Raw genomic sequence first — 263 nt, 5'->3', positions numbered from 1 at the left:
GAGTTGCCCGCGCTGCCGCTGTTGCCGGTGCCGGAGTTTCCGCCGGCCCCCCCGTTGTTGTGCCCCGAACTTCCGGAGGACCCGTTGTTGTTGGTGCCCGAGTTTCCGGCGCCTCCGCTGTTGCCGGTACCCGACTGGCCGGCGCTACCGCTGTTGGCGAAGCCCGAGTTCCCGCCGGCCGCCGAGTTGCCGACACCCGAGGTTCCATTGCCGCCGGTGTTGTTGCTGCCGGCGTTGCCACCACCGGCCGTACCGTTGTGGTC

General features: G+C 70.0%; 1 pseudogene. It reads right to left on the bottom strand.

Going from position 1 to position 263, the window contains the following annotated elements:
- Nucleotides 1-263, bottom strand: a pseudogene (locus tag BST40_RS30605) (hypothetical protein); the annotation flags it as partial.

It is taken from the genome of Mycobacterium persicum (assembly GCF_002086675.1).
GTDB lineage: Bacteria > Actinomycetota > Actinomycetes > Mycobacteriales > Mycobacteriaceae > Mycobacterium > Mycobacterium persicum.
The sequence above is the reverse complement of the archived record's forward strand: the minus strand, read 5'-3'. Positions and strand labels throughout refer to the sequence as shown.